A 17420-nucleotide genomic window follows, 5' to 3' on the forward strand; every position below is an offset into this window, starting at 1 on the left:
GGTAGGTTGGGGAACATGCGCATCGCGACCTGGAACGTGAACTCGATCACCGCCCGCCTGCCGAGGCTCCTGGCCTGGCTGGAGAGCAGCGGCACCGACGTGCTGTGCCTCCAGGAGGCCAAGGTCGCCGAGGCGCAGTTCCCCTTCGACGAGCTGCGCGAGGCGGGCTACGAGGCGGCGGTCCACGCCACCGGCCGGTGGAACGGGGTGGCGGTGCTCTCCCGCGTGGGCATCGAGGACGTGGTCAAGGGGCTGCCCGGCGACCCGGGGTACGACGGCGTCCAGGAGCCGCGCGCCATCTCCGCCACGTGCGGCCCCGCCCGCGTCTGGTCGGTGTACGTGCCCAACGGCCGCGAGGTGGAGCACCCGCACTACGCCTACAAGCTCCAGTGGTTCGAGGCCCTGCGTGCCGCCGTCCAGAGCGACGCCGCCGGCGACCGCCCCTTCGCCGTGATGGGGGACTACAACGTCGCGCCGACCGACGACGACGTCTACGACCGGGCCGCCTTCGAGGGCGCCACCCACGTCACGCCCGCCGAGCGCGCGGCCCTCGCCTCGCTGCGCGGCGCCGGCCTGTCCGACGTGGTGCCGCGCCCGCTGAAGTACGACCACCCCTACACGTACTGGGACTACCGCCAGCTCTGCTTCCCCAAGAACCGCGGCATGCGCATCGACCTGGTGTACGGCAACGAGCCCTTCGCCAAGGCGGTCACCGACTCCTACGTCGACCGCGAGGAGCGCAAGGGCAAGGGCGCCTCGGACCACGCGCCGGTCGTGGTGGACCTGGACCTGTAGGCGCACCGCCCCGTTCTCCGCAACTTTTCCGCAAGTTCTCCGCAGACACGCCCTGTGCGTGCCCTGTGGTGCCCCCGGCCGTACGAATGACAGTCTGGAGGTATGAACTTCCCCTTCCTGGGCAAGCGGCGCGAAGACCCCCGGGTGCACGACGCGGAGGGAATCGGCGACCTGCTCGCCGAGTGCGATCTGTTGCGCTCGCAGGCGCTGCGGGAGGGGATCCGGCTCGACGACTCCGCGCTCTCCCTGGAGCGGTTGGACCAGATGCTGCCGCGCTGGCGCGGTGACGAGGAGATCCTGACCTGGCTCGGCAACGACGCGGGTCTCTACCTCGGCACCGTCATCGTGCGCACCGTGGCCGGAGCCGCCTGGGCCATCCGGTCCGACGGCCAGCCGGTCGTCCGGCTCGCCGGCGGCCGGGAGTTCGACGTGGTGGCCAACGGGCACGCCTGGGCGGAGGACGGCGCACCCGAACTCTCTCAGCTCTACGGCGAGGTCGCCGAGACGTGAGTCCCGTCCCCGTCCCCGTGGCCGCCCGCTCCCGGCAGGCCGCCGCGCAGCGGGGTGCCTCGGACGAAGTGGGCTGTCTAAGAGAAGTGGGCTGCCTTAAATAGGGGTAATGCCCGCAGGTGCGTGTCGGCGTCGTATGTCGGGTTTGTCTCGGTACGTTGCCGTAGTCGGAGCGGACACGAACGCTCGGGGGACCTACGCAGGGTGCAGCCGCAGATCACTGCTCGCGGGCGAGGAGAAGGTCAGTTGCACACCGGCGGGCGACCTCGTCGGGGTACCGCTTCACGAGGTGGCGCCCGCCGGTCCGCTCAGTGGGAGGTGCCGGACGGTGTCGTGGGCAGGTACCCGGGCGCCCGCCAGGCGTTCAGTCGCTGCTCCACCGCCCCGCCCAGGGAGAGCAGTTCGGCGTCCTGCCGGTCGCCGGCCATGAGGAGCAGCCCGACCGGCAGTTCGCCGACGAACCCGGCGGGCACCGACAGCGAGGGGTACCCGGCGACGGCGGCGGGGGTCGAGGACGGGATCACGTCGTTGTCGCCCCGCGCGCAGTCGGTCGTCCAGGCGGGCGGGTTGGCCGGGGAGGCGATGGCGTCCAGGCCGTGCTCGGTCATGACCTCGTCGATGGACCGCCGGGACAGGTCGGTCAACTCCGCGCGCATCGCCCGGTACTCCGGGTTGGTCGTGGGCGGTGCGGCCAGTGCCTGCTCGAACAGCTCCTGACCGGCGAAGCAGCTCCGCTCCTGCGGGTGGGTCCGGTTGAACTCGATCAGCTCGGCGAGGTCGCGCGGTCCCTCGCGGGTGGCGAGGTAGGCGTCGATGTCCCGGTGGAACTCGCTCAGCAGCGCCGGGAACTCCAGCTCGGCCAGGCGTTCCTGATACGGCAGGCTCACCTCGACGACCTCGGCCCCCGCCGCGACGAGCCGCTCGGCGGTGCGGGTCATCAGGGCGTCCACCTCGGCCCCCAGCGACGGCAGCCGCCACAGGCCGATCCGCTTGCCGCGCAGTGTGCCGCCACGGCCGGCCACGTCGGTGAGGCTCGGCGCGTCGCCCTCCCGTACGGTGTCCCGGCCGCTGAGCACCGCGAGGGTGAGCGCGGTGTCGGTCACGTTGCGTGCCATGGGGCCGGCCGTGTCCTGCGCGGCGGAGATCGGCACCACGCCGGACTGGCTGACCACGCCGAGGCTGGGCTTGAGGCCGACCACGCCGTTCATCCCGGCGGGGCAGACGATGGAGCCGTCCGTCTCCGTCCCGATCGCCACCTGCGCCAGCGACGCCGCGAGCGCCGCGGCCGAACCGGAGGACGAGCCGCAGGGGTTGCGGTCCAGGACGTACGGGTTGTTCGTCTGGCCGCCCACCGCCGACCACCCCGACGTCGGCTTCGCCGCGCGGAAGTTGGCCCACTCGGACAGGTTGGCCTTGCCGAGGATCACCGCCCCGGCCGCCCGCAGCTTCTTCACCAGGTCGGCGTCGGAGGCCGGCGGGCGTCCGGCCAGCGCGAGGGAGCCGGCGGTCGTCGGCATGTCCCGGGTGTTCACGTTGTCCTTGAGCAGGACGGGGATGCCGTCCAGCGGGCCGCGGGACCTGCCGAGACGATGTCTGAGGTCACTGGCGACGGCCTGGCCCAGGGCCGTCGGGCTGGTGCGCAGCACCGCGTTGATCTTCGGGTCGACGGCCTTGATCCGCCGCAGGTAGGCGAGGGTCAGGCCGAGCGAGGACAGGGACCCGCGGTCCATCCGTTCCTGCAGTTCGGGGATGGTCACCGTGTCGAGGTCCACGCCGCGGACGAGCGTCGACCCGGCGGATCGCGCCGAGTCGCCCGGTCCGGGTTCGGCGGCCTGGACCCGTTGGCCGGGGGCCGCCGCCACGAGGGGGACCACGACCAGGATCGCGGTCAGGGCCGCCATGCTTCTCTTCTTCATGCCGCACACCCCACTACACCGGGTGGTGGGGGCACAAGGGGCCGTTCCTGTGCACCAGTTGGGGGCGCCGCGCCCCCTTGACGGCCTCTCCGCCTTCGCTAAGGTCTAGACCTGCATACCGTAGGTCTAGACCTACGGCCGCGGTGTTGCCTCATCGGCAACGTCGTACATCCGCCGGGGCAGGCTGGTTCGACGTGGACCGAAGGGAAATGTCATGCGCATGAAAAGAAGAGTGGCCGCCGCCGTGGGGGCGCTGGTCGCCCCCGTCGTGGCCCTGAGCCTGCCGGCACCCACGGCGAGCGCCCACGGCTGGGTGGTCTCGCCGGGGAGCCGCCAGGACCAGTGCGCCAACCGTGTGGTGCAGTGCGGGCAGATCAAGTGGGAGCCGGCGAGCGTCGAGGGCCCGAAGGGGCTGCGCAACTGCAGCGGTGGTGACGCACGGTGGGCCGACCTGGACGACGACTCCAAGGGCTGGCGCGTCACGCCGATCGGCACCAGCCACACCTTCACCTGGACCATCGAGGCGCGGCACGCCACGAGCAACTGGCAGTACTTCATCGGCGACCGGAAGATCGCCCAGTTCGACGGGCACGGAGCCCTTCCGCCCGCGTCGGTCAGTCACCAACTGGACTTCAGCGGGTTCTCCGGGCGGCAGAAGGTGCTGGCCGTGTGGAACATCGCGGACACCGCCAACGCCTTCTACGCCTGCATCGACGTCAGCATCGGCGGCGGGGGCGACAACGGCGGCGGGGGCGACAACGGCGGTGGCGAGGGTGGCGGCGACAGCGGTGGGGGTGACGGTGGCGGGGGCGAGCAGCCGGGCGACTGCGTCGCCGGAGCCTGGAGCGCCGGGAGTGTCTACACCGGTGGTCAGACCGTCTCCCACGCCGGTCACAACTGGCGTGCCAAGTGGTGGGTGACGGGCGAGGAGCCCGGCACCACCGGCGAATGGGGCGTCTGGGAGGACCTCGGCGCCTGCTGAACCGCGGCACCGCCCCGTCCCGGCTGGCGTACGCACCGGAAGGAGCGTGCGCCGGCCCGCGCTGCCGCGGGCCGGTCCGGACCGGCCCGCGTCTCAGAGCCTTCTGATACCGCGCGGTTAGGGTCCGGCCGGTGGTGTGCGGTCAGCCGGTCTCGTGAAGGAGAGCCATGACGGAGCAGTTCCCCGGTGCAGTGCTCGATCTCCTCGACGCGGCGGGTGACCGCACGGTCTTCGAACACGACGGCCGGGAGGTGAGCGGACGGCAACTGCTCGGCATGACCCGGCGGGTGGCGCGTGCCCTGCGGCAGCGCGGCCTCGGGCCGGGAAGCGGCGTCGCCCTGCTGCTCGGCGTCGGTCCCGAGGCGTTCGCCGCCGTCATCGCGGCTTACACGGTCGGAGCCCGCGTCGTGGGCGTGCGGCCCGGCACGACGGACCACCAGCGTGCGGCCCTCCTGCGCGACGCCCAGGTCACGGCCACGGTCACCGAGCGGCCCGGCACAGCGGATGTCCGGCCGGCGGGCGTCGTCCTCCCCCTCGACGAACTGCTGGCGGAGCCGGACGACGGTGCGCGGCCCCGCGTCCCGGCCCGCCCGCGGGACGTCGCCCGGCTCATCCACACCAGCGGCAGCACCGGTGCCCCCAAGGCGTGCGTCCAGACGTACGCGGCGATGACGGCGGCCTGGACGCTGCGGCCCGAGGACTGGCCGCCGGCCGTCCGGGAGCTGGCCGGGCGGCTGGACAGGTTCCTGGTCTTCGGCACCCTGACCAGCCAGGTGATGCTCGAGTACGGCCTGCTCGCACTCGCCGCCGGGGGTGTCCTGGTCTCTGCCGACCCGCCGGACCTGCCCGGGGCCCTCGTGCGGCACCGGGCGACCGCCGGCGTCGTCACCGTCGGGCGGCTGAACCGGCTGGTGACGGGCCTGCGGGCCGCGCCCGCCGACCTGGGAGCCCTGCGCGCGCTCATGGTCTCCGGCTCGCCTTTGGAACCGGGCCGGGCACAGGAGGCCGCGCAGGTCCTCGGCCCGGTCGTCTTCCACGGGTACGGGCAGACCGAGACCGGCATGATCTCCATGGCCACGCCCGCCGACCCGCCCGGGTCGCTCGGCGTGCCCCCGGTCGACCTGGAGATCCGGGGGCCCTCCGGCCGCCCCGTCCCGGCCGGCACCGAGGGGGAGATCTTCGTGCGCACGCCGTCGCAGGGGGTCGGGTACTGGGGCCGGCCCGGGCTCGGCGGCGAGGTGTTCGTGGACGGCTGGGTCCGCACGCGGGACCTCGGGCGCCTTGACGCCCAGGGGAGGCTGTGGCTCTCCGGACGGACGCGGGACGTGGTCATCGTCGACGCGAACGTGTACTACGCCGGCCCCGTCGAGCGGCTGCTCGCCCGGCACCCGGCGGTGAGCGAGGCGTACGTCGTCGCCGCGCCCGACGATGCGACGGGGGAGACCGTGCACGCCTTCGTCGTCCCCGCGGCCGATCGCGTACCCGCCCTCGACGAGCTTCGCGCGCTGGTGACCGCGCGACTGGGCGCGGCCTGCGCGCCGACGCGTCTCACCCTCATCGACGAGGTGCCGCTCACCGCGGCCGGGAAGCCGGACAAGCGGCGGCTGACGCGGGGGAGCTGAGCCGGTCGGGCCGGCCCTCGCCGGAAGCGGGGCCGGCCCTCGCTCGTACCTCTCGGCGGTCACCGGCCGCTCGGTGAGCGGGTGACCCGGCCGGACGGCGAGGACGAGTCGGTCGCGGCCGACGAGGCGGTGGCGGACGTCGGGCAGTGACGGCGGGCCGGCACTGGACGCGAGGTCGACGTCGCCGCGGCGCAGTTCCGGGGTGTCGTCGCCGGGTTCGGCCGTGAGGCGCAGCCGCACCCCCGGGGGCCTGGCGGTGCACCGCGGCGACGAGGGCCCCGGCTGCCCTCGCTCACCGGCCGCCCACGGCGACGGCCTCCCGCGGACGGCCGGCGCGCATCCGGTCGCGCCGGTCCAGCAGGGCCAGCAGCGGCGTCGCCATGACGGTCGTCGTGATGGCGACGACCACCAGGGCACTGAACATCGCCTGCGTCACGATGCCCGCCGCCAGACCGAGGTTGAGGGCGACAAGCTGCATCAGTCCGCGCGCGTTCATCAGCGCTCCCACCCGGAGGGCGACCGGACCGGGCTCGCCCGCCACCCGTGCCGCCAGCCAGCAGGCGCCGAACTTGCCGACGACCGCGACCACCACGCACCCCCCGGTGAAGAGCAGGACCGGACCCGAGCCCAGCAGGGCGAAGTCGGTGTTCAGCCCCGAGTAGGTGAAGAACAGCGGCACGAAGACGGTTCCCACCGGCTGCAGTGTCCGTACCGTGTCGTCGAGCCGGGCCGAGCGGGGGAAGACGACGCCGAGACTGAAGGCGCCGAACACCGCGTACAGCCCGATCACGTCGGTGTACCAGGCGACCAGGAAGAGCACGCCGACCAGGACGAGCAGAAGCTGGTCGGCGCCCGTGCGCTCGGCGAGCACCGCCGTCCGGTCGCGCAGCCGCACGCCCACGGCCAGCACCGCGATCAGGCCGAGCCCGCCGGCGACGGCCACGGAGACCTTTCCGGCGCTGCCGCCCGCGATGCCGAAGACCCCGGCGAGCAGGACCCAGGCGGCGGCGTCGTCGACCGCTCCGGCACCGAGGGACAGGGCCCCGAACCGGGTCCCGGCCAGGTTCCGTTCGGCGATGATCCTGGCCAGCATGGGAAACGCCGTCACCGCCAGGGCGACGCCGACGAACAGGCCGGAGACCGTCAGCGACACATCCGGGGCGAGCGCGCCCGTGCGTTCGCCGACGACGGCGATGAGCGCCACTCCGAGCACCATCGGCACCACCAGCCCGGCCGCCGACACCAGCCCGGCCGACCGGGCGACCCCCCGGAGCCGGTCCACGCGGAAGTCCCAGCCGACGTGGAACATGAACGCGACGAGCCCGATCTGCCCCACCACGTAGAGCACCGGCCGCAGTTCGGTGGGGAAGAGCGCCGACTCGACGCCGGGCAGCAGGGCGCCCAGGACCGACGGGCCCAGCACCACGCCCGCGAGCATCTCGCCGACGACGGGTGGCTGCCCGATGGTCTGCAGCAGCCGGCCGACGATCCGGCAGACGGCGAGGATCACGACGACCGCCAGGAAGAAGGCGGGGCCCAGTTCCGTGGTGCTCATCCGTTGCTCTCCCTGCTCTCCTCGTGGTGGGCGACCGGACAGCGTCCGGAGCGCCGTTCGTCGAAGTACCGGCCCGCCAGGCGCAGCCGGCGGGCGTGCAGCACCATGACCGTGCCGAGCACGAGCTGACGCACGCCCCGGGTGACGTCCTCGACGCCGTCGCGCAGCCGCACGAACCGGCGCACGGCCTCCAGCCGGCGCCGGCCGGGGGTCAGCCCGAGGGGGATCAGCAGACAGGGGGCGCGGTGCGGGTTGGAGCGGGTGTGCGAGGCCGTCGAGTCGAGCCGGAAGCGGTGCAGCACCTCGCGCACCGCGACGCGCAGGACGATCGGGGACACCCGCCACGCGGGGCAGGGACGGTTCGCCGCCACCCCGAACGGGATGTACCGGGCCTTCCTGACCGCGGGGTCCGACCACCGGTCCGGATCGAACTCGTCCGGCCGCTCGTGGCCCGTGGCCTGGTAGTCGGGGTAGCTGAAGCACACCACGGACCCGGCCGGCAGCACCGTCGTGTCGTCGAGCGGCACCTCGTCGGTCGTGATGCGGTGGGCGATCCCGAACAGCGGGTACAGGCGCAGCGTCTCGTCGATCACCCGCGCCAGGTACCGGTCGTCGTCGGGGTGTTCCGACAGGCGGCGCTGCACGTCCGGGTGGCGGGCCAGGGCGAGCAGGACGTGCGCGGTCGCCTCGGAGAGCTGGACGACCGCTGTGTTGAAGAACGTCCCCTGCAGATACAGCGCCTGCTCGACGGGTGTCAGGGAGGCCGGCAGCCGGTGCGGCACCTCTCCGGCAGCGATGCGCTCATGGAGGTACGCCGTCAGCCGGGCCCTTCGCCGCGGATGGCGCAGCCCGGTGCACTTCAGGGCACTGATCACGTCGTCGGCGTGCGCGGTGATCAGGTCCCGGGCGTGCGGCGGGCACGGCCGGCGGAAGACCAGTTCGTAGGCGAAGGCGGCCCATGCGGGCATCAGCAGGTCGCGCAGCCGCACGAGGCTGACGCGGGTGCCGGGCAGGGTGTCCAGGACGTCCGCGACGGCCCGCCCGGCCGCCTCGGCGAGCCCGGCGGAGGAACCGGCGAGGACACGGCGCGTCGTCGCGGCGACCTCGTCGTAGCGTTCACCGGGCTCCAGGTGCTCCTGGTGCACCTCGGGACCCGGCGCGAGCCAGTACCAGAACAGGTCGGACAGGCCCGCGCCCGCGCTCCTGCCGTTCGCGGCGGGGTGGGCGTACACCCGCTCGAACACCTCCGGGCCGTACGTGGAGTTGGGGAGGGTCATCACCCGGTCGCCGTTGACCTTCTCGAAGACGCTCACGCGCAACGCCACCACCGCGCGCGGCAGCCACCACGAGGCGGGCCGCCGCGTGCCGCTCACCACGCCGGGTCCCGGCGGACGACCATGTCGGCGCTCAGATCGGCGTTGCGGCGCCCGCCGCACAGGGCGAGCGTGTGGTCGTACTCCGCGAGCAGCGTCCGCAGCACCTCACGGACGCCCGCCTCGCCCTCGGCCGCCAGCCCCCACAGCACGGGGCGTCCCACGCCGACGGCCGCCGCGCCCAGCGCGAGGGCGACGGCCACGTCACCGCCCCGGCGTATCCCGCCGTCCATGAGGACCGGCACCGCGCCGGCGACCGCGTCGACGACCGCCGGCAGGCAGTCGAGGGACGCCGCGGCGGCGTCGCACTGGCGGCCCCCGTGGTTGGAGACGATGATCCCCGCCGCGCCGTGCTCCACGGCCAGCCGCGCGTCCGCGGGATGGAGCACCCCCTTGATCCAGACGGGGAGCGGGGTCATGTCCACCGTCTCGGCGAAGTCCCGCCAGGACGCCGCCGGATGCAGGGGGATGTCGGTCAGCCCGCCCGGCGCGGCCCCCGGCAGGTCGCGCATGTTCTCCGCGGCGTATCCGGGCGGCAGGTCGTCGAACCCGTTGCGCACGTCCCGGGTGCGCCGGCCGAGGAGCGGCGAGTCGACGGTGACGACCAGGGCCGAACACCCGGCCTCCTCGGCCCGCCGCACCAGCGCCCCGGTGACCTCCCGGCGCGGGTGCGGGTAGAGCAGGAACCACACCGCCGGGTCCGGGGCCGCCTCGCGGGCCGCCGCGACGACGGCCGGCACCGCCGTCGTCGCGGCGACGCCCGTCACCAGGACGGCGCCCTCGGCCGCGGCGGCCCGCGCCGTGGCCCGCTCCCCGTCCGGGTGCAGCAGCCGGTGGAACGCGGTCGGCGCGACCAGCACCGGTGCCGCTCGCCGGGCGCCCGGCAGGTCCACGGCGGTGTCCCGGTGCGTGGCGCCGCGCAGCACGCGGGGCAGGAGCGCGTACCGGTCGAACGCCCGCCCGTTGGCGGCCATCGTGCGCTCCTCACCCGCGCCGCCCGCCACGTAGTCGTAGTGGACCGGGTCCAGCGCCGCGCGCGCCGCGTCGTGCAGTTCGCGCAGGGTCACGGCGCCACCGGGGCCACCGCGTCGCGGTGGGCGGCCAGGAACGCCCGCAGCGGGGCGCGGTGGTACTCCTCGCTGTCCCACTCGTTCTCCAGGTTCGACGCCAGGTGGTGCTCGGCGACGAACGCACCCTGCCGGTACCAGCGCACGACCGGGTGCAGATAGCGGCCGTCGAGGCCGGAGACGTCGTACTGGGACCCGCGGCCCGCACTCACGTCGAAGGGGTCGACCAGGTCGTGGTCCTTGCCGTACTCCAGGGTGATCACGGCGTGCGCCGCGACGTCCCCGAAGTCCCCGGCGGCCACGGCGTCCGGCACATGGGCGACGGGGACCTCCTCGGCGTAGCGCATCGTGCCGTCCGGGGCGAGCGTGAGCAGGTCGCCGAGGACGGCGAACTGCTGCCACAGGGCCGAGGAACGGTTGACCCGGCCGATCACGGCGTCCACGGCCCGCTCCGTGGCGTCCCCCAACTCCGTCGCGGGCCACGGCTCCTGGTGGTGGCGCTGTCGCAGTCCCCGGTACAGGGCCCGCACCATGTAGCGGAAGCCGTGGATGAAGCCGGTCGTGGCCTTCCGGAAGTCCCGGCCCTGCATCAGCGTCCCGGCGAAGTACAGGCCGGGCACGTTGACCGACTCGCTCAGGGGCGTCAGCTCCGGGAAGCGGCCGTCGACCATCAGGTCCGGCGTGCAGGTCTCGTCGAAGAGCGAGACGTCGCAGCGGAACCCGGTCGCCACGATGACCCGGTCGTAGCGCAGGTCCTTGACCACGTCCTCGTTGCGCTCGAAGGCGAACTGGACCCGGTAGCCGTCGGCGTCCCGCCGGATGTCCAGCACCCGGCCGTCCAGGAGGGCGTTCTGGGACTTGAGCTGGTAGCTGTCCAGGAAGTTGTTGTAGACCGCCCGCAGGTGCCCCACGTAGTGCGTCCGCCAGGCCATGCGCAGCGAACCCGAGCCGGCCACGTGGATGACCGCCGCGTTCTCCATCAGGTTCTCGGCGGTCTCGAACGCCGAGTTGCCCCGCCCGATGATCAGCACCCGCTGGTCGGTGTAGGCCGCCGGGTCGGTGTCGATGGTGTCGTAGCGCTCGGCCAGTTCGACGCCCGGGACCGACGGCAGGTTCGGCACGGGCATGCCGGTGGCGACCACCAGGTGTCTCGCCCGCCACCGGGTCCCGCCGTGGTCGGTGACGGTGAACCCCCCGGCGTCGCGGGTGACGTGCCGGACCGCGGTGTCGTAGCGCACCCGCACCCCGGTCCGGTCGGCGAAGTCCGCCAGGTAGCGCACCAGGTCGTCGGCGGGCGGGAAGTAGCGGGGACTGTAGCGGGTGAACACCAGCTCCGGGTCGTCGCTCAGCAGGGAGTTCCAGTCCATCCGCAGCCGCAGCTCCGGGTCGTCGTACCCGGTGTGCACCTTGTTGTTCGAGATCAGGTAGCGGTGCCGGGGGAAGCGCGTGAAGAACGCGCCCGGAACGCCGCCGCGCTCCAGGACGACGTAGTCCGCGCCGTCCCGCTCCAGGAAGGAGGCGAGTTGCAGGCCGGCGGGGCCCGCTCCGATGATGAGGTAGTCATGGCAGTCATGGCTCATGCCACGGAAGGTAGCCACGGGATTTCAGAGGGCTCTGAGATCCGCGGCCTACGTTCCCCGGTGTGCTCACACCCACGGACACCGTCCCCCTCTCCGCCCCCCTGGACGCCGCCGCCCTGCGCCGTGCGGCGCTCCCGCTCACCGTCACGGTGGACGAGGAGGCCCGCGCCCGCGTCGCACGCGGGCGCCGTCTCTTCCACGCGCTGCGGCACGGACCCGGGGGCGCGGACCGTCGGATCTACGGCGCCGACACCGGCTTCGGCGCCCTCGTCGGCTACGCCGGCCGCACCGACGACGCCGACCAGTGCGACAACACCCTGGCCCACCTCGGCGCCGGCCAGGGACCGGACCTCCCGTGCGGGATCGTCCGCGCCGCGCTGCTGCTGCGCACCCGTTCCCTCGCCCAGGGGCTTTCGGGCGTGTCGGCCGAGGTGGTCGACCGGCTCGCCGCGATGTTCGCCACCACCTTCGCGCCCGCCGTCCCCCGCCACGGCTCCGTCGGCGCGAGCGGCGACCTCATCCCGCTCGCCTACGCCACCCAGGCCCTGCGCGGCCGTGGCCACGCCTACCTGGACGGCGAGCGGATGCCGGCCGGCGAGGCACTGACCGCCGCCGGGCTGCGCCCCCTCGCCCTGGACGGACGCGACGCGCTCGCCCTGGTCAACGGCACGTCCGTCACCACCGCGGCCACCGCACTGGCCCTCGACGCCGTGCGCGGCGCCCACCGCTCGCTCACCGTGCTCACCTGCCTGCTGACCGACCTCCTCGGCTGCGACACGGGCTTCCTCGACGCCGACCTGCTGCGGGCCTACGGCCACCCCGGCGCCGTCGACGTCGGCGGCCGGATGCGGCGGACCCTGGCGGGCGGCACGCCCTCGGGCACCCGGCCGCTGCAGGAGCCGTACAGCATCCGCTGCGCCCCGCAGTTGCTCGGCGCCGCCGAGGACGCGCTGCGCCACGTCGACGGTGTCGTCGCCGCCGACCTCGGCGGGGTCAGCGACAACCCGCTGTTCTTTCCCGGCACCGGCACCGGCACCGGCACCGAGGACGCGGCCGGGGGGAAGGCCGTGCACGGCGGGAACTTCTTCGGGCAGCCCGCCGCCTTCGCCGCCGACCTGCTCGCCTCCGTCACCGCCCAGCTCGGCAACCTCGCCGAACGCCAGCTCGACCTCCTGGTGGACCCGGCCCGCAACGGCGGGCTCCCGCCGATGCTCGCCACCGAGCCAGGAGCGCAGCACGGTCTGCAGGGCGTGCAGCTCGCCACCACCGCGTTCGTGGCGGAGATCCGCCGTGCCGCGACCCCGGCCGGCATGCAGAGCCTGCCGACGAACCTGCACAACCAGGACGTCGTCCCGTTCGGGACGCAGGCGGCTCTGCGCACCCACGACTCGGCCGAACTGCTCGGTCTGCTGTGCGGGTCGCTCGCCCTCGGCCTGCGCCAGGCCGCCCACGTCGGAGCCCGCCGCCCCACCGCACCCCGGTGCCGGGAACTCCTGGACGCCCTCGCCGAGGCGATCCCCCCGGTCGATCCGGACCGCCCGCTGGACGCGGACGTCCGCGTCGCCGCCCGCCTGCTGGTCAGGTACGCCCGGCCTTGACCCGGCGCGGTGCGAGGCGGGGTGTCCGGCCCCGGGGCGGCGGAACGGACACGGACGGGGAGCCGCCCGCCGGGAGCCGGATGGTGAACCGGGCTCCGTGCCCGGGACGTCCGGTCGCGGCGACCGTACCGCCGTGGTGGGTGACGACCTCCCGCAGCAGCGCGAGCCCCAGCCCGTACCGGCCGGCGTCCCCGCCCCGGTGGAACCGCTCGAAGAGCCGTTCCGCCTCCGCGGGGTCGAAGCCCTTCCCGGTGTTCGCGACGGTCAGCGTGACCGTGCCGCGGGTCCGCGCCAGGGCGACCTCGATCCGCCCGCCCGGCGGCGTGTGGCCGACGGCGTTGGACAGCAGCTCACCGACGGCCCGGCGCAGTGCCGACTCGACACCGTCGACGGACAAGGGGTGCGGCGGACTTTCGACGACGACCGTGAGCCGCCCCTCCCGCACCCGGTCCGCCTCCTCCGCGACCACGGCACGGGTCAGGGCCACCAGGTCGACCGGCCGGTGGTCCGCCGGCCGCCGCGGAGCAGCCGCGAGACTCGCGGACAGCAGCAGGTCGTCCAGCACCTCGCCGAGCCGGCCGACCGAGCCGACCAGCCGGGTCAGCCCCTCGCGGTGCCGCGCGGGCATGCCCTCCGCCGCCGCCTGCCGCGACAGCAACTGCGCCCGCGTGTACACCTGGGTGACCGGCGTGCGCAGCTCGTGGCTGGCATCCGTGACGAACCGGCGCTGCCGGGTGAGCGCCTCGGCCAGCGGGGACACGGCGAGCCGCCCGAGAACCACCCCGGTGACCGCGGCCGCCAGCAGACCCACCACCTCGGCGACGCCGAGCGCGAACCACAGGTGCCGGCGGTCGGCCAACTGGAACCGCAGGTCGAACACGGCCTGCACGACCTTCCCGTCCGGCCTGGCCTGGGTGCGCACCAGGTACTGGGTGCCGTCGCGCCGCACGGTGCGCTCCACCGCCTCGCGGGTCCGGCGGACCCGGTGCAGGTCGGTCTCGACGGGGAAGCCCGCCGGGGCGTTGGCCAGCGGGGTCGCGCCGGGCGCGAACAGCCAGGTGCACACCGGCGGTCTGGCCGGATCGCCGTGCTCCGCCCCGTAGCGCAGTTCCCGCCACACCTGATCACTCTGCGCCCGCGTCATGACGGTGTCGGCCACGCCGCCGACCACGGTGACCAGCAGGGTGATGATCGCGCCGGTCAGTACGGCGATGCGCAGACGGGCCCGGCGGACGGCCGCCCGCTCCCCGGCCGCCGACACGCTCACAACGCCCCCAGGCGGTAGCCCAGTCCGTGCACCGTGCGCACGACCTGCCGGCCGAGTTTGCGGCGCAGGTAGTAGACGTAGGTGTCGACGATGGAGGAGGCCGGCGCATCCTGGAACACCAGCCGCCGCAGTTCGGCCCGGGTGTGTACGGCGTCGGGACGCGAGGCGAGCACCCACAGCAGGGCGAACTCCCGAGCGGCGAGCGCGATCCGCTCACCCTCCGGCGACTCGACCTCGCGCGGACCGACGTGCAGCCGCCCCGAACCGATCCGCAGGACGTCATTGCCCTCCAGCGAACGCCGGCACAGGGCCCGCAGTCTGGCCCCGAGTTCGTCCAGATCGAACGGTTTCACCAGGTAGTCGTCGGCACCGGCGTCGAGGCCGTCGACCCGGTCGTGCACGGTGCCCATCGCCGTCAGCATCAGCGCCGGTGTGCGGACCGCGCGGGTCCGCAGCCGCCCCAGCAGGTCGAGGCCGTCCAGCACCGGCAGCCGCCGGTCGACGACGAACACGTCGTACCGCCGGGTGAGTCCGAGGTGCAGACCCCGCTGGCCGTCGGTCGCGACATCGACCGCGTAGCCCTCGTCACGCAGTGCCTCGGACAGCATGACGACCAGTTCCCGGTCGTCCTCGATGAGCAGCAGCCGCCACGGGTCCCGCGCGAGCTCCTGTGTCATGTCCACTCCTCTTCAGCCCCGCAACGGCCTCAACGCCCCTGTGAGGCAAGGAAGTTCCCGGGTCGGCAGAGTGGCGACTGGTGCGTGGGCAGGAGGTGCCCGGTGGCTCAGGAGCGGTTCCGGGCGCGCCCTTCGAGCTCCTCGATGCCGTGGTTGAACTCGACCATCAGGGTGAGGAACTGCTGGGTGCGCTCCTCGTCCCAGCCCGCCGCCTCGATCAGCCGCGCCGCGCCCGCCCGGCTGATGGCCCGGTCGGCCTCCAGCCGCTCCAGGCCCAGCGGGGTGGGCCGGAAGGTGCGGGCGCCCCCTTTCGCGGTGGCCTCGATGCGCTCGACGAGGCCGTGCCGGAGCATGGTGCTCATCTGCCGGTTGATGGTGGACACGTCGGCCTGGAAGGTGTGCGCCAGTTCCTTGAGGGTGAGGGGATCGCCCGTCTCCAGCCGGGTGAGCAGCACGTAGGCCGACCGGTCGAGGCTCTGGCCGATGCGCGGGCCGCGCGACGCGATGAAGTGCCTCGACAGCAGGGTCAGCTCGCGTTCCAGGTCGTTCAGGCGGCGATCCTGCCCGCTCGGCTCCGTCATGTGTCCCGTGCTCCCTTCCTCCGGACTCGCCCCACCAGTCTCCACGGCCGGGTCCCGGTCCCCGGGCCCGGCCCGGAGTGTTTCCGCTGTTTCCGCCCAGCGACCATGTGTATGTATCATGCACATAGAGAACGCGAAAGGAACGGTCGGCATCATGAGCACAGGCGCGCTGCAGGGCAGGACCGCCGTCGTCACCGGGGGCGCCTCCGGGATCGGCGGCGCGGTCACCAGGATCTTCGTCGAGCGCGGCGCCCGCGTCGTCGTCGTGGACCTTCAGGAGGAGGCCGGGCGGCGCATCGCCGCCGAACTCGGTGACTCCGTGTTCTTCCTGCGCGGCGACGTCAGTGACCGGAAGGTCGCCGACACGGCCGTGGCCACCGCCGTCGACCGGTTCGGGTCCCTCGACGTGCTGGTGAACAACGCCAGCGTGTCGCGGCAGAAGCCGTTCGAGGAGCAGACGGACGACGACTGGGACCTCGCCATGGACACCGGTCTGTACGCGACCCGGAACTTCATGCTCGCCTCACTCCCCGAACTCAAGCGGGCGGGCAACGCCTCCGTCATCAACTTCGGCTCCGGCGCCGGTCTGAACGGGCAGCCGAACCAGGCGTCCTACGCCGCGGCGAAGGAGGCGATCCGGGGCCTGAGCCGGGTGGCCGCCAACGAGTGGGCCCCGTACGGCATCCGGGTCAACGTGGTCTGCCCGATGGCGCTGACCGCCGGGGTGGCCCAGTGGGCCGAGGCCCGCCCGGAGCAGTACGCGCAGTCCGCCGCCTCGGTGCCACTGGGCCGCTTCGGCGACCCCGACCGCGACGTCGCCCCCGTCGTCGCCTTCCTCGCCGGCGACGACGCGCGATACATGACCGGGCAGACCGTGATGGCCGACGGCGGCTCGGTGAAGCTGCGCTGAACCCCGGCTCGCCATGGCCTGCCACCCCCATCGAGAACCACCAGGAGAAGACCGTCATGGGAACCATCGCCGTCACCGGGGCCGCGTCCGGCATGGGCGCCTCGATCGCCGCCCGGCTCACCGCGCAGGGCCACCGCGTCATCGGTGTCGACCTGCGCGGCACCGAGGTGGAGGCCGACCTCGGCACGCCGGCCGGCCGGAGCGCCGCCGCGGCCGGTGTCACCCGGCTGTGCGGAGGGCGGCTCGACGGCTTCGTGCCCTTCGCCGGGATCTCGGGCGGAGCGGGACGGCCCGCGAGCCTCCTGGTCTCCGTCAACTACTTCGGCGCCGTCGGACTGCTGGAGGAGCTGCGGCCGGCGCTGGCCGCGGCGGGGGAGTCCTCCGTGGTCCTCGCCTCGTCCAACTCCACCACCACGCAGCCCGGCTGGGACCCGAGGCTGGCCGAGACCTGCCTGGCGGGTGACGAGGAGGCGGCCCGGGCCCTCGCCGACGCGCAGGCCGACGAGGGAGGCGTCCTCACCTACCCGGCCACCAAGGCCGCGATCGCCTACTACACGCGCACCCGTGCCGCCGACTACATCGCGGACGGCATCCGGCTCAATGCCATAGCACCGGGCTTCATCGACACCCCGATGACCCGGGCGGGCCGGGAGGACCCGCGGATCGCCGCCGGAATCGAGGCCTTCCTCAGGTCCGTTCCGGCGGGCCGGGCGGGCACCCCCGAGGAGGTGGCGGAACTGGTCCTCTTCCTGCTGTCCGCCAAGTCGGGATACTGCGTGGGCACGTTGATGGTCTGCGACGGAGGTCTGGAGGCCGAGCTGCGGGGCCTGGACTGGCCCAGGGTGCGTACGCCGCAGGCGTGAGACAGCGGGGCCGTCGGCGCCGGCCGCGCGGGAGCCGCGGTGGTCGAGGCTCCGATCACCCCTGCGAGAACCCTTCTCCCGTGCCGAGTTCCGGAACGCGGCGGTCGACGGCCCGGCGGGCCGC

The 17420-nt window shown here is 73.8% G+C and carries 15 protein-coding genes and 1 pseudogene; 7 read left to right on the plus strand and 9 right to left on the minus strand.

Annotated elements, in window-relative coordinates; translation table 11 throughout:
- Positions 1 to 15 precede the first annotated feature (15 nt).
- Both IG88_RS0105660 and IG88_RS0105665 read left to right on the plus strand, forming a co-directional pair.
- Complete coding sequence (locus IG88_RS0105660; RefSeq protein ID WP_031035649.1) at positions 16 to 795, plus strand: exodeoxyribonuclease III; 780 nt, start codon at positions 16 to 18, stop codon at positions 793 to 795.
- Positions 796 to 897: 102 nt separating this feature from the next.
- The gene (locus IG88_RS0105665; protein WP_031035650.1) at positions 898 to 1305 is read left to right on the plus strand and encodes a DUF6278 family protein; all 408 of its coding nucleotides are present in this window, start codon (positions 898 to 900) and stop codon (positions 1303 to 1305) included.
- Positions 1306 to 1613: 308 nt separating this feature from the next.
- Here the strand turns inward: IG88_RS0105665 and IG88_RS0105670 are convergent, their stop codons facing one another.
- Complete coding sequence (locus tag IG88_RS0105670) at positions 1614 to 3221, minus strand: amidase family protein (protein WP_031035652.1); 1608 nt, start codon at positions 3219 to 3221, stop codon at positions 1614 to 1616.
- Positions 3222 to 3435: 214 nt separating this feature from the next.
- Here IG88_RS0105670 and IG88_RS0105675 point away from each other — a divergent pair, with 214 nt between their 5' ends.
- The gene (locus IG88_RS0105675; RefSeq protein ID WP_031035654.1) at positions 3436 to 4203 is read left to right on the plus strand and encodes a lytic polysaccharide monooxygenase; all 768 of its coding nucleotides are present in this window, start codon (positions 3436 to 3438) and stop codon (positions 4201 to 4203) included.
- Positions 4204 to 4370: 167 nt separating this feature from the next.
- Positions 4371 to 5825, plus strand: coding sequence for a class I adenylate-forming enzyme family protein (locus IG88_RS44120; RefSeq protein ID WP_031035656.1), 1455 nt, complete (start codon positions 4371 to 4373; stop codon positions 5823 to 5825).
- A 99-nt stretch (positions 5826 to 5924) separates the two neighbouring features.
- Here IG88_RS44120 and IG88_RS45235 read toward each other — a convergent pair.
- From IG88_RS45235 to IG88_RS0105700, 5 genes and pseudogenes are all read right to left on the minus strand, one after another.
- Positions 5925 to 6065, minus strand: a pseudogene (locus tag IG88_RS45235) (LysR family transcriptional regulator); the annotation flags it as partial.
- Between the two features lie 52 nt (positions 6066 to 6117).
- Entirely contained in the window at positions 6118 to 7380 is a 1263-nt protein-coding gene (locus IG88_RS0105685; RefSeq protein ID WP_031035658.1) for a cation:proton antiporter, read from the minus strand.
- Complete coding sequence (locus tag IG88_RS0105690) at positions 7377 to 8753, minus strand: cytochrome P450 (RefSeq protein WP_107452054.1); 1377 nt, start codon at positions 8751 to 8753, stop codon at positions 7377 to 7379. Before IG88_RS0105690 ends, IG88_RS0105685 begins: the two co-directional genes overlap by 4 nt.
- Positions 8750 to 9820, minus strand: a complete 1071-nt coding sequence (locus IG88_RS0105695) for an alpha-hydroxy acid oxidase (protein ID WP_031035660.1) — start codon at positions 9818 to 9820, stop codon at positions 8750 to 8752. Before IG88_RS0105695 ends, IG88_RS0105690 begins: the two co-directional genes overlap by 4 nt.
- Positions 9817 to 11400: an NAD(P)-binding domain-containing protein gene (locus IG88_RS0105700; RefSeq protein WP_031035662.1), complete on the minus strand. Its 1584-nt coding sequence runs from the start codon at positions 11398 to 11400 to the stop codon at positions 9817 to 9819. Before IG88_RS0105700 ends, IG88_RS0105695 begins: the two co-directional genes overlap by 4 nt.
- Before the next feature lie 62 nt (positions 11401 to 11462).
- Between IG88_RS0105700 and IG88_RS44130 the strand changes: the two genes are divergently transcribed.
- Positions 11463 to 12998 (plus strand): aromatic amino acid ammonia-lyase, encoded by a 1536-nt coding sequence (locus IG88_RS44130; protein WP_031035664.1) that lies wholly within the window; start codon positions 11463 to 11465, stop codon positions 12996 to 12998.
- On the opposite strand, the gene IG88_RS0105710 is transcribed toward IG88_RS44130, so the two are convergent.
- The 3 genes from IG88_RS0105710 to IG88_RS0105720 form a co-directional block, all read right to left on the minus strand.
- A complete protein-coding gene (locus IG88_RS0105710; protein ID WP_234332013.1) occupies positions 12979 to 14265 on the minus strand; it encodes a sensor histidine kinase in 1287 nt (428 codons plus the stop codon). The two genes, IG88_RS44130 and IG88_RS0105710, sit on opposite strands and share 20 nt — an antisense overlap.
- Positions 14262 to 14942: a response regulator transcription factor gene (locus IG88_RS0105715; RefSeq protein WP_031035667.1), complete on the minus strand. Its 681-nt coding sequence runs from the start codon at positions 14940 to 14942 to the stop codon at positions 14262 to 14264. Before IG88_RS0105715 ends, IG88_RS0105710 begins: the two co-directional genes overlap by 4 nt.
- A 107-nt stretch (positions 14943 to 15049) precedes the next feature.
- Positions 15050 to 15523, minus strand: a complete 474-nt coding sequence (locus IG88_RS0105720) for a MarR family winged helix-turn-helix transcriptional regulator (protein WP_031035670.1) — start codon at positions 15521 to 15523, stop codon at positions 15050 to 15052.
- A 154-nt stretch (positions 15524 to 15677) separates the two neighbouring features.
- Between IG88_RS0105720 and IG88_RS0105725 the strand changes: the two genes are divergently transcribed.
- Both IG88_RS0105725 and IG88_RS0105730 read left to right on the plus strand, forming a co-directional pair.
- Positions 15678 to 16433 (plus strand): SDR family NAD(P)-dependent oxidoreductase, encoded by a 756-nt coding sequence (locus IG88_RS0105725; RefSeq protein ID WP_031035672.1) that lies wholly within the window; start codon positions 15678 to 15680, stop codon positions 16431 to 16433.
- A gap of 56 nt (positions 16434 to 16489) precedes the next feature.
- Positions 16490 to 17296 (plus strand): SDR family oxidoreductase, encoded by an 807-nt coding sequence (locus tag IG88_RS0105730; protein ID WP_031035673.1) that lies wholly within the window; start codon positions 16490 to 16492, stop codon positions 17294 to 17296.
- Positions 17297 to 17420: the final 124 nt, after the last annotated feature.

It is taken from the genome of Streptomyces sp. NRRL F-5650, assembly GCF_000721365.1.
GTDB classification, from domain to species: Bacteria; Actinomycetota; Actinomycetes; order Streptomycetales; family Streptomycetaceae; genus Streptomyces; species Streptomyces ardesiacus.

Excerpts from the sequence above, each read along its gene's own strand:
- IG88_RS0105660 (WP_031035649.1), top strand. The coding sequence starts at position 16 with ATGCGCATCGCGACCTGGAACGTGAACTCGATCACCGCCCGCCTGCCG.
- IG88_RS0105665 (WP_031035650.1), top strand. The coding sequence starts at position 898 with ATGAACTTCCCCTTCCTGGGCAAGCGGCGCGAAGACCCCCGGGTGCAC.
- IG88_RS0105670 (WP_031035652.1), bottom strand. The coding sequence starts at position 3,221 with ATGAAGAAGAGAAGCATGGCGGCCCTGACCGCGATCCTGGTCGTGGTC.
- IG88_RS0105675 (WP_031035654.1), top strand. The coding sequence starts at position 3,436 with ATGCGCATGAAAAGAAGAGTGGCCGCCGCCGTGGGGGCGCTGGTCGCC.
- IG88_RS44120 (WP_031035656.1), top strand. The coding sequence starts at position 4,371 with ATGACGGAGCAGTTCCCCGGTGCAGTGCTCGATCTCCTCGACGCGGCG.
- IG88_RS0105685 (WP_031035658.1), bottom strand. The coding sequence starts at position 7,380 with ATGAGCACCACGGAACTGGGCCCCGCCTTCTTCCTGGCGGTCGTCGTG.
- IG88_RS0105700 (WP_031035662.1), bottom strand. The coding sequence starts at position 11,400 with ATGAGCCATGACTGCCATGACTACCTCATCATCGGAGCGGGCCCCGCC.
- IG88_RS0105715 (WP_031035667.1), bottom strand. The coding sequence starts at position 14,942 with ATGACACAGGAGCTCGCGCGGGACCCGTGGCGGCTGCTGCTCATCGAG.
- IG88_RS0105720 (WP_031035670.1), bottom strand. The coding sequence starts at position 15,523 with ATGACGGAGCCGAGCGGGCAGGATCGCCGCCTGAACGACCTGGAACGC.
- IG88_RS0105725 (WP_031035672.1), top strand. The coding sequence starts at position 15,678 with ATGAGCACAGGCGCGCTGCAGGGCAGGACCGCCGTCGTCACCGGGGGC.
- IG88_RS0105730 (WP_031035673.1), top strand. The coding sequence starts at position 16,490 with ATGGGAACCATCGCCGTCACCGGGGCCGCGTCCGGCATGGGCGCCTCG.